Source organism: Ciceribacter sp. L1K22, from assembly GCF_017599385.1.
In the GTDB taxonomy this organism is placed as follows: domain Bacteria; phylum Pseudomonadota; class Alphaproteobacteria; order Rhizobiales; family Rhizobiaceae; genus Allorhizobium.
The window spans coordinates 2294413-2304795 of sequence record NZ_JAGFPK010000001.1 but is presented as its reverse complement, the minus strand read 5'-3'; the positions used below and the strand labels follow the sequence as shown (position 1 = coordinate 2304795).

At 57.8% G+C, this 10383-nt stretch carries 13 protein-coding genes and 1 tRNA gene; 8 read left to right on the top strand and 6 right to left on the bottom strand.

Translation table 11 applies throughout. The features are described 5' to 3' along the window. Nucleotide 1: 1 nt before the first annotated feature. The 5 genes from J5J09_RS11460 (at nt 2) to J5J09_RS11440 (ending at nt 3908) form a co-directional block, all read left to right on the top strand. Nucleotides 2–442, top strand: a complete 441-nt coding sequence (locus tag J5J09_RS11460; RefSeq protein ID WP_208550529.1) for a hypothetical protein — start codon at nt 2–4, stop codon at nt 440–442. After that, nucleotides 423–2642, top strand: a complete 2220-nt coding sequence (locus J5J09_RS11455; RefSeq protein WP_208550524.1) for a hypothetical protein — start codon at nt 423–425, stop codon at nt 2640–2642. Before J5J09_RS11460 ends, J5J09_RS11455 begins: the two co-directional genes overlap by 20 nt. A 15-nt stretch (nt 2643–2657) precedes the next feature. Continuing rightward, nucleotides 2658–3638 carry a hypothetical protein gene (locus tag J5J09_RS11450; RefSeq protein ID WP_208550518.1) on the top strand — a complete coding sequence of 327 codons (981 nt, stop codon included), beginning with the start codon at nt 2658–2660 and terminating at the stop codon, nt 3636–3638. A 1-nt stretch (nt 3639) separates the two neighbouring features. Then, entirely contained in the window at nt 3640–3867 is a 228-nt protein-coding gene (locus J5J09_RS11445; RefSeq protein WP_208550511.1) for a hypothetical protein, read from the top strand. Beyond that, nucleotides 3841–3908, top strand: a tRNA-Thr gene (locus J5J09_RS11440). Before J5J09_RS11445 ends, J5J09_RS11440 begins: the two co-directional genes overlap by 27 nt. A 144-nt stretch (nt 3909–4052) precedes the next feature. On the opposite strand, the gene J5J09_RS11435 is transcribed toward J5J09_RS11440, so the two are convergent. From J5J09_RS11435 to J5J09_RS11425, 3 genes are all read right to left on the bottom strand, one after another. Next, nucleotides 4053–5795 carry a hypothetical protein gene (locus tag J5J09_RS11435; protein ID WP_208550506.1) on the bottom strand — a complete coding sequence of 581 codons (1743 nt, stop codon included), beginning with the start codon at nt 5793–5795 and terminating at the stop codon, nt 4053–4055. After that, entirely contained in the window at nt 5792–6694 is a 903-nt protein-coding gene (locus tag J5J09_RS11430; protein WP_208550501.1) for a hypothetical protein, read from the bottom strand. Before J5J09_RS11430 ends, J5J09_RS11435 begins: the two co-directional genes overlap by 4 nt. A gap of 305 nt (nt 6695–6999) precedes the next feature. Then, nucleotides 7000–7362: a hypothetical protein gene (locus J5J09_RS11425; RefSeq protein ID WP_208550499.1), complete on the bottom strand. Its 363-nt coding sequence runs from the start codon at nt 7360–7362 to the stop codon at nt 7000–7002. On the opposite strand from J5J09_RS11425, the gene J5J09_RS11420 reads away from it, so the two are divergent. The 3 genes from J5J09_RS11420 (at nt 7361) to J5J09_RS11410 (ending at nt 8528) form a co-directional block, all read left to right on the top strand. Beyond that, a complete protein-coding gene (locus tag J5J09_RS11420; protein ID WP_208550496.1) occupies nt 7361–7597 on the top strand; it encodes a hypothetical protein in 237 nt (78 codons plus the stop codon). The genes J5J09_RS11425 and J5J09_RS11420 overlap by 2 nt on opposite strands. A gap of 109 nt (nt 7598–7706) precedes the next feature. Then, on the top strand, nt 7707–7853 hold the full coding sequence (locus tag J5J09_RS11415; RefSeq protein ID WP_208550493.1) for a hypothetical protein: 147 nt from the start codon (nt 7707–7709) through the stop codon (nt 7851–7853). A 117-nt stretch (nt 7854–7970) separates the two neighbouring features. Continuing rightward, nucleotides 7971–8528 carry a recombinase family protein gene (locus tag J5J09_RS11410; protein ID WP_208550490.1) on the top strand — a complete coding sequence of 186 codons (558 nt, stop codon included), beginning with the start codon at nt 7971–7973 and terminating at the stop codon, nt 8526–8528. A gap of 28 nt (nt 8529–8556) precedes the next feature. Here the strand turns inward: J5J09_RS11410 and J5J09_RS11405 are convergent, their stop codons facing one another. From J5J09_RS11405 to J5J09_RS11395, 3 genes are all read right to left on the bottom strand, one after another. Further along, complete coding sequence (locus J5J09_RS11405; protein WP_208550488.1) at nt 8557–8730, bottom strand: hypothetical protein; 174 nt, start codon at nt 8728–8730, stop codon at nt 8557–8559. A 59-nt stretch (nt 8731–8789) separates the two neighbouring features. Further along, nucleotides 8790–9299: a hypothetical protein gene (locus J5J09_RS11400; protein WP_208550485.1), complete on the bottom strand. Its 510-nt coding sequence runs from the start codon at nt 9297–9299 to the stop codon at nt 8790–8792. A gap of 224 nt (nt 9300–9523) precedes the next feature. Next, entirely contained in the window at nt 9524–10246 is a 723-nt protein-coding gene (locus J5J09_RS11395; protein ID WP_208550481.1) for an SOS response-associated peptidase family protein, read from the bottom strand. Nucleotides 10247–10383 lie beyond the last annotated feature (137 nt).

Sequence of the window (10383 nt, the reverse complement as noted above, 5' to 3'; positions counted from 1 at the left end):
GATGGACTTCAATCTCGACCTCAGCAAAAGGCAATGGACAAAAACGAGGGACGGAATTACCGCTATCGGGACATGGTTGCGGCAGGGGGACACTATCCGGCCGTGCATGGTTCTGGTTCCAGCGGGCAGGGAACTGGATGAAAGGCTGATACCGTGCGTGGTCACACAGGACCGCGCATGGATCTGGTCTGAAGACGTGGGCGATCCGGCAGAGGCCGCACGTACCGCGTTTCAGTTTGCCCAGCTGCTCGGCCTTTCCTGTCATGAACCGCGAACCATCATCCGGCTCGCAATGTTCATTCACGACCATCTCGGCGATCTCCTGACAATCAAGCCGTTCCCACGGGACGACAGAGCCGTCGTGGCCGAGGTCGTCCTGACCAACAACACGACGGGGCAGGTCGTCGAGCAGGAGATGACCGATGTTCGATTTGCAGGCTGATGACGGGAGCGTGCGGCGCAAGCCGTACCAGTCGCCGATACCGGACACCCCGGTACCGGCCAGACTAGCGCGCGGCAACTCGCTCGACTCATCCGCAAACCAGAGCCTTCATCTCCGCCTGCTGGATATCTATTCCCGTGAGCTCGATCGCCAAGCCGACAACCGGCGTGAACAGGCGATCGACGAGGATTTTTACGACAATATCCAGTGGACCGAGGAAGACGCCCAGACCCTGAAGGATCGGGGCCAAGTGCCGCTGGTGTTTAACGTCGTCGCGACGACGATCGATTGGGTTCTCGGCTCGGAAAAGCGAGCCAGATCGGATTTCAAAATCCTGCCCCGGCGCAAGGAGGACGGAAAGCCGGCCCAGCGCAAGACCGAGCTCATGAAATACCTGTCGGATGTGAACCGCGATCCGTTCGACGTCTCACGCAGCTTCGCCGATGCGGCCAAGGTCGGCGTTGGCTGGATGGAGGACGGTTATCAAGGCGACGACGAGGGCGAACCGATCTTCACTCGCTATGAAAACTGGCGCAACATGCTGTGGGACAGCACGGCGACCCGCCTCGATCTGGAAGATGCGCGCTACATCTGCCGCTCCAAGTGGGTCGACCTCGACGTGGCATGCGCCATCTTTCCCAAGCGCAAGGCGCTGCTGAACAGATCCGTGGACGACGCGGAGAGCTTCGCCACGATCGATAGCTACGGCGACGAAGCGATGGACGAACTTGAGCGCGAAGCTCAAGGCATGGGGGAGACTGGCAGGACCAGCGAGAGCATCACGGGCTATCAGCGCCGACGGGTCCGCGTGATCGAGATCTGGTTCAAGATGCCGGTCACGGTCCAGAAGATGAAAGGCGGCATGTTCCAGGGCGAGATCTACGACGAGTTTTCGCCGGGCCACAGGGATCAGATTGCGTCGGGCGAAGCCGAGATAGTCTCTAAGCCCGCAATGAGGATGTACGTCGCGCTGATGACCACGGCAGGGTTGCTGTGGCTGTCCCCATCACCCTACAGGCACAACCGTTTCCCGTTCACACCGATCTGGAACAAACGGCGCGGTCGTGATGGTATGCCATACGGCATGGTGCGGAACATCCGCGACATCCAGTTCGACATCAACAAGCGCGCTTCCAAGGCGCTGCACATCCTGTCGACTGCCAAGATCATCATGGAAGAAGGCGCGGTTGAAGACGTCGACAAATTGGCCGAGGAGGCAGCGCGTCCAGACGCCGTCATCGTCAAGAAGAAGAACACCGAGCTGACGATCAGTGCCGATCGGGATTTGTCGCAGTGGCACCTCGAGCTCATGAGCCGCAATATCGGGATGGTTCAGCAGGTCGGCGGGGTGACGGACGAAAACCTTGGCCGAACGACCAATGCCGTTTCCGGCAGGGCGATCGAGGCGAGACAGAACCAGGGCTCGCTCGCCACGTCGCACCTGTTCGACAATCTCAGGCTCGCCCAGCAGGTCCGTGGCGAAAAGAAGCTGTCCGTCATGGAACAGTTCATGGACCAGGAGAAGCAGTTCCGCATCACCAACGCCCGCGGCGCGCCGGAATACATCAAGATCAACGACGGACTGCCAGACAACGACATTGTTCGCACCAAGGCCGATTTCGTGATTTCGGAAGAGGATTGGCGCGCCTCGGTGCGGCAGGCCCAGATGGAAAGCCTGATGGAGTTGCTGGCGAAGCTTGCGCCTGTGTCGCCACAGATCGTGCTCGTCTCGCTCGACCTCATCGTCGAGAGCATGGACATCCCGAACGGCGAAGAGCTCGTGAAGCGCATCCGCCAGATCACCGGCATGACCGACCCGGATGCAGAGGAAGACGATCCGGAAACTGTCGCCCTCAAGCAGAGCCAGGCCGCGGAGCAGCAGCTCCAGATGCAGCAGGTCATGGCCGGGCTCAAGAAGCTTCTCGCCGAGGCTGCCAAGACCGAAGCGCAGGCCGAGGAAATCCGCGCCAAGACGGCAGGGGCCAACATGGCGACCCAAAAGACCGCGATCGAGGCGGCCGGCGCCATCGCGGCGGTACCGGCCGTGTCCAACGTCGCCGACGCAATGCTGCACGAAGCGGGCTACGTTTCCCGCACCGAGCAGGAGCAGGTTGTCGCCCAAGCGGCTCAGGCCGCCCAGGCGGCGCAGCAACAGCAAATGGCGGCGGGCCAGCCCCCGGCGCAACCACAACCGATGTAACGCGAGGACCGCATCATGGGACCTAAATTCACCGATGACGAACTTGAAGGCCTGACCGAGGACGAGCGTCTCGGTTTGCTGGAAGAAGACGAGGACGATGCCGACGCTGGAGAGGGCGACGGCGAGGGCAACGAAGGCGGAGACGGCGCCCAGCCCGAGGACAAGCCGGCCGCTGCCGCTTCCGATGATGATGCAGACGGGGAAGGCGACGACGAGGGCGAAGGCGAGGGTACAGCAGACGATGCCAAGCCGGACCCGGCCGCCGCTGCTGATGCTGCTGCTGCCGAGCCCGCGCCCGAAGAAGAGGGGGAAGGCCAGCAGGAAGAGCCGGAGGAACGTGCTCCGAAATGGGTGCTGCCGCCTGATATAGACGACAAGATCAAGGCGATCGACGAACAGATGGACGACTTGGCCGCCAAGTTCGACGAGGGTGAGCTGACTGGGAAAGAGTTCCGGGAGCAGACCAGGACGCTCGGCGACCAGCGCGACGAACTGAAACAGGTCAAGATCAAAGCGGAGATCCAGAAGGAAACCGCCATCGAGACATGGTACGACGAGGTGGGCGCGTTCCTCGGCAAACCAGAAAACGCTGCGTTCAAGTCGCCAATCCTGCAGGGCATGCTGGATACCGAGGTGAAGCGACTGCAGAGCGAGGCGACCAACCCGCTTAACCCCGCCATCCTCGCCAAGGCCAAGGCCAATATCGCCGGCGAGATCAAGGCAGCGTTCGGCATCGATGTCGATCCGGGTAAGCCGGGCAAGAAGGACGCCGCGCCGGACGGGAAGGGTAAGGCCGACCCGAAGACGCCGCCCAAGAAGCGGCCGGAAATGCCGCCCAACCTTGGCAACGTGCCATCGGCCGACATCACCGAATCCGACGACGGCGGCGAGTTCGCCTACCTCGAACGGCTGATGAACACCGACTCGCTGGAATACGAGAAGGCGCTGGCGAAACTGTCGCCGGAACAGCAAGACCGCTGGCTCGCGAGCACCTGACATGTTGCTACTCACGGTGAAAATGGGCGAAATTCTGAACATCGAGGGGGTGGGCCAAATCCGCCCCATCGAGAAAAGCGGCCGCGTGGTGAAGCTCGGGATCGACTTCACAGGCCAGACGCAGGTCGTGAGCATCATCAAGCCCGGAGGCGCTGCTCAACCCGTTGACATTCGTGAGGGAGGGGAGTCTCCTCATCTCAGCGCGGTAGAGCAGCCCGGTAGCTCGTGAGGCTCGTAGCTGGGAGGTCGCGGGTTCGAATCCCGCCCGCACGTTCACTTCGACAATATAGCAACCACTTGGAGCAGGTTGGGGCTGCCTGACAGCTCGTAATCTCCGTTATCTACATTCTTATTGGTGAAAAAGCTGAATTCGCCATTACAAGACACACGCGTCAATCGACGCGTCGATTTTGTCTAAGCTTTTTTAGTCCGTTCTTTTTCTTTTCGGTATCGTTTCAGATACCTATAGGGCAGCGTTTGCAGATATTGCAACTCTCTGGAATGCCGAGAGCGTCTAGCCTTCGTGAGCGCTTCGCTGAACGATTCCTCAGCCTCTCCATATCGACGAAGTGCATGGAGTGTGATCGCCTGCTCTGTTCTAGTAAGGACGGAGAATTTATCCGCTTCCACGGATTCTAAGCTTGGATGAGAGGAGAGCTCTATGGACTGTTCAAGCTTATGAAGTGACTCAATGTGATTGTCGTTCTGCCTCAGAAGTTGACCAAGGTTCAGAAGTGCCTCGATGAGCAATTTGATGTTTTCAGGGGTGGAACACAACAATTTCACTGCGTTTTCCGAAGTGGCGATTGCATCCTGAATATGTCCAGATAGCGCCAGCAATCTCCCACGTTGGACAAGAATTGACGCATAAGTACCCCGATGCTCGAAGCTTGTCCTCGCAAGGCCTGCAAAGATTTCCAAGGCTTCAGCCGAGGTCTGCAGAGCCGCCTGGAGGTTATCTTTACGTTCGTGGAGGCGTGCGAGCAACACAAGTGCCTCTCCCAGATAAGGTCGATGCGCCTCTCCATCATGGACAGCAGAATCTCGAAAGGTCTGGACCGGCATCTCAATTAAGCTTAATGCACTGTTGAGATTACCTAGGGTCGCATGCCAATTAGCGGCGTCATAACGACACAGCGCGATGTGCATCAGATTAGGCATGTCAGCTTTGCCCAAATTCGCTTCATAGAGGGTGATCGCGTCTTGGATAGACGAAATTGCATCTCTAAATTGACCCATTGACGCTAACGCTCGACTTTGCACTTCGGTTGCCCTAGCAAGGTCCGGTAGGTACTCTCGGTAGCCGTCCTGTACTAAATCTTCTAAAGCTTTCACACCATCACGCGCAGCATAGTAAGCTGCCCTATGTCTTCCAACGCTAGCCCGCCTCTTCGCAAGGTCAACTTGGACCATAGCATTCTGAAAAAATAACTCTCTCGAATCCCACAGTAGTTTTTTATAGTCCCCGACAAGTTCTACCGCGGCTTCGATTGCGCGCAAAGATCCAGCATCATCCCGAAGCTCGGAAAGTATTCGGCTTTGGTTTCGGTAAGCTAAAAGCGCGATCGCTACTACGCCTCCATATCTATACTCATTACGCCGCATTCTAAACACGTTTATCGCCCTGGAGGACATCGCCAACGCTTCAGAGAAACGGCCAATTTTACAATACTCGTCAGAAATTTCATTGAGAACATCCAATAGTGCCACCGCTGCATTTGAATCGTAGTCAAGCTGTTCACTGAACGTCTTCAAATACTCGAGAAGTCCGCTTAACCGGGGTGAGATAGCGTCTTCTGAGGTGGCAGCGTCAATCACCTCGTCCCTTCCCTGTGTTCTCGATTCAGCGAAACCTCTCAGTTTTCTTGTGGCGAATTGACGGACGAGGTTTCCTGGCAACTTCGTTTTGCTGTCTATTAGGATTTCCTCAAGTCCTGCATTGTTAAGCATTTTAGCCCGCCTGAGATCCGCGCCTCTAAAATCAAATCCGGCTAGGTTATGTTTGCCAAAGTCAACTCCGCGCCAATCACCTCCAGCGAAGAACCGTGTGGGGTCTAGCGAGATAGTCCGGGCTAAGGTCACGATATCGAGATTGCTATTGCTGCTTGAAAGCATAGCTCTAAACAAACGGCGCTGTTCCGCATCGAGTTCGATCATTTGAGTTTCCAACGAATGTGGCAGGAAGCCAGTCTCCAACTGCCATCTTGTTCCAGAATTATGTTGGCGAGTTGGTGCTTCAGCCAATGTTCAGCAAGCTTTCGCTGTGCTAACGACCGACCTTTTGGCAGGTCGACTAATTCGACGCACAGGTCGCCGACATGCTCAAGTTGGATATGCAGGTCTACCGACGGAAGTTCGCTCACCGTGTCATCATCTAGGGCGGCAAGCCGCACCAGCGTCTCTCCCTGTAATTGGTCTCCCTGCAGGATCGACCCCGGTTCGTCCCCTGCGTAGTAGATGGTTTGGGCCGCGCCGAGGGAAGGTGCGTTAGAAGATTGCCGATGCAGAGAGCCAGGTTTGACGTAGCAGTTTGTAGGGACAGGGAGGACAACCGCTCTTCGAACTCCCAAGGTGATACGTCTATCGTCGACAATATCAGGAGCACGAGAGAAACGTATTTCGCCTACAAGTATGAAGTCTTTGGGAGAGCTTCCCTGCTCTGGAACCTCGGCCAAAATCGAGCAAAGCTTCGGGAATGGTGTAACGGGGCGAACCTCGACAGAATGTTCAGCAATGTCGTCGTAGTGGAACGCGCTGATCTCAGAAGGATTGCAGCTTGTGGACAGTGCCCAGCTCTGGTCCATCTCTTCTACCTTTGCCGGCGGATGACCGAGCTGCAATAGCACGGCTTTAGCGTTCTCCCATTTATCGGCCTGAGGCCGCTCCCCGTCTAACCAGCGTCTAAGTGTCTTCGTTGAGATACTGCATTTGGCGGAGAAAGACGCCTGAGGGCGGCCGGACGTGCCCAATGCACCGGCTTGCGCCAAGGCGGAAAGGGCCAATCGAAGCAATTCCGAAAATTTTTTCTGTCCAGATTGTCCGTTCATATCGTCCATTTCCTTGGCCGAGTCGGCAGTATCTCTGCTGAGTTTGGCATGAAGTATCGGGAGCGATCAGAAAAGGAGATCGCCATGAACTTCAAACACACTGAAGCCGCTGCAATTGCATATGCATGCCTTGCTGTGATTGCCATGTATGAAGGACGCTACCACCATGCGGCTCTGTACGCCGCACTAGCATGCGTAACCTATCAATAGATCGATTAAGTATAACTGTCCCTCAAAAGATGGCAGTTCTCATCACTACGTTGGTCCGGCCTCACGTTGCAAGCAAGCGTTTGGCTGGTGGCCTTACGACTTATTTAACCTTCTAATAAACGCTGGTTCGTGCGCGCTAGCATATCCCGGTATTTATCAAGGATATATTGGGTCTGGTCGAGGGTGTAGCGAGAGTCCTCGACCCACTTTCCGGCGTCTGGAGACAGATGGTGACCTGTTGCGTCATAAGCCGAGAGCCATTGAATCTCCTTTTCCAACTCGGCGATCTTCGACTCGTAGAATTCTTTACGTTCTTCCAGATCGAAGATCATGTGCTCCCCCTCTTTCATCGCGCCCCCTCGGTTCGCCCCTAATTCGCGGCTGGAAAGAATGACTGTACAAAGTAAGGATGGCACATCCCAATTGAGCGCATCAAGTGCCGGCGACCAACCCACGAGGATCGTCATGGCACTTCCCGGCGTTTCCATCACCTGCGCCTTTGCCGGTGGCGACGGTGACACCACGGCGAGCAACGGCGTGCTCCGCGATTTCCAATTGTCCGAAGAGCCTTCGATATGCGTTGCCATCACCAACGGTGGCCGTCGGCTCGTGGGGCTCCATGTCGAGACGCCGGAGCCGAAGCGGCGCTGGTTATGGCGGTTACTGATCAAGGGGTGGCGACTAACCCGTATGGCAGAGTGATAAACTTTAGGCGGCGCTTATTAATGCCCTCACTTGGCAGGGGTCCGCCTCTAACCTCCTCTGACATCCTGTTCCGTCGCGCAATGGGGCGCACAGGGAGAACAGGGACATGAGCGAACAAGCGAAAATCGACGAACTTCTGAGGCAGGCGCTTGAGGTGGCCCGGCGGAGGAAGAGGGGAATTGTTGCCGAACTCATCGTCTTGGCGATCGAGGAGAACATAACCGTGGAGGCATGCCACAAGCGGAAGGCGTGACAGATGCCGGCGACGGGCTTGCAACCTGTCGCCGGTTTACGATTATGTTAAGTTGCATGTCTGGAGAATTTATGCAACCTTAAGAATGTTCAGCGGGTGGCTGCGGCAGGGGAATAGATGCCCGTCGGTTATGCGAGAGTTTCGACCAGCGAACAGAACATAGAGCTGCAATTGCAGGCGCTTAAGGCTGCGGGCTGCCAGCGGATATTCACAGATCACGGCGCGTCAGGCGCCTCCCGGACACGCTCCGGCCTCAACGGCTCCCTCGAAGTGCTCAACCCCGGCGATACGCTGGTGATCTGGCGGCTCGACCGGCTGGGACGCTCGCTTTCGCATCTGATCGACGTCGTGAGCGATCTCGGGCGGCGCGAGATCGGGCTCTACTCGGTGACCGAGGCGATCGACACGGGATCGGCCGGCGGGATCCTGATCTTCCATATCATGGGCGCGCTGGCGGAATTCGAACGGGCCCTGATTTCGGAGCGGACCCGAGCCGGCATGTCAGCTGCCAAGCTTCGGGGAAGCCCGATCGGCAGGCCGCCAAAGCTGAGGCCCCTTGATATCGACCTTGCGCGCGAAGCGATCCAGGGCGGCGGCAGCCTGAAATCCGCGGCGCGTAACCTGGGCGTCAGCCGGACCACGCTTTACCGGGCAATCCGCGGGCAGCTGCAATAGGACCATGTCCGCGTCTGAGGCAGAGGGCTCATCCGCGCCGGCCACGCTCCCCGTCGTCGCGGTGTTCGCCGCAGAACCAGGCGGTGCGGCTTCGGCCGAGATCGAAGCCAAAGCCGCCCCAGCGTTTGCAGCCGGGATGTTCGCAATAGTGCTCGACATGGACGATGTCTGTCGGGGGAACTCGGTTGGTCGGGTCACTCATCGGGGCATCTCTTCGGCGGGAATCGGGTGGCGTCAGGCTTAGCACAGGCTGCGGCCATCTCACCGCCCCGTCCGCCCGATCAGCAGTTTGCTCTCTCCCTTCCGCCCGCACCCCTTGCAGCGCAGGCGGGTGGCATAGGCGCCCAGCGTCACGGCCGGGTTTGCCTTGCAGAAGGCTTCGACGTCGAGATGGGTGAACCGGCCGCAGGGGCATTCGGCGAAGAGGATATGCCAGTTGCGGACCTGCTCGAAGCGCATGTTCGGCGCCTCGCCCATCTTGTATTCCTTCTTCATGATGACGGGGCTCATCCGATCCGACCGGGGCGCGCGGATGTCGTAGGTCATGCCGCAGGGGTTCCTCAGATCATAGACCCGCTCGCAGCCTGACGACCGGGCGACATGGACCACCAGCCCCGGCAGATGGCAATCGCCATGGGAGGCGAGCGTGGCGTCCGCGTCGTAGATCCTGACAAAGCCGCAGCGATAGCAGGACATGCAGAGCAGCTTTCCGCGCACGTTGGAAAGCCAGAGGGACGCCGGCACCGAAACAAAGGGACTGGACAGTCGCATGCGGCCTCGTTTTGGGGAGGGCCGCATGTCTCCCGTCTGTTCTATTTATGTTCCGCCGCTGAAATACATGTCGCACGCAGCAGACGCAGTCAATATGGGTAGGTTATCCAATCAACCCGACACCTGGTGCCAAAGCGTCGCTATGCTGACGACCATGCCCGAAAAGGCTGCAATCCCAGAAAGCACCAGAGCTATAAGTGTCAGGACGAACACGCTCCTACGGCTCATGTTTCCGACGCTTCCAACAGGACGAGGCTTTCATCCGGTAAGGGGCGTTGCAAGCGCTGCGCTTCCTGCCATGGTGCCGTGAGCCAAGTTTCAATCTCGTCTTCGCGCGTCAGTATCACCGGCATTGCCTTAGGATGTATCGGGCCGACCACCGAGTTTGGCTCGCAGGTCAGAAATCCATACAGATCAGATTTCACCAACCCTTCCTTGACCTTTCGGACACTTTCCCACTGCGATACCCACACGCCGGCGAAAAATGCCAGTGGCTTGCTGTCGTCGATCGCGAACCATGCATTGGGTGTGCGCCCACCCTCTTTCTTGCTGGCCGGATCGGGCTCGGCGAACCGGGTAAAGGGCACGACGCAGCGGTTCTCCACCCCCAGCCATCTTTTCCAGTGCTGGCTCGCCGTATTGCGGATGTTGGTAGTTCCGCCGTCGGGTTCCATTTTCAGGAGTTCGTCGAAATCAACGTCTTTGCCTTTGGCCCTCAGCTTGTCCGCCCTTTTGGAGGCGGCGTCGTACAAAGCCTTCTTCGAGCTCGGCATACCCCATCTGGTCAACGCGAGTTCACGACCGTCCGGTGTGTTCCTCACGATCGGCGCCATTCGGTCCGGATAAATGTCGTCAGAAGGGTCCGCCCTGTTCGTGATATCGATAACCGCCTTTGCCAGTTGCCGCATCATCTCGTGGGTCGTTGAGATGTTATAGAGATTGCACATCATATCCTCCTGTCCGCCAGCATCATGGCCATGACGGCATTCGCAAGCAAGGAAGAAGCACGGCGCTGCCTTCCTTTCCGCCTTGCCGCGATTTATAACGGTTCAACACCGTCGCGCATCACGTGCGGCTCTTTTTA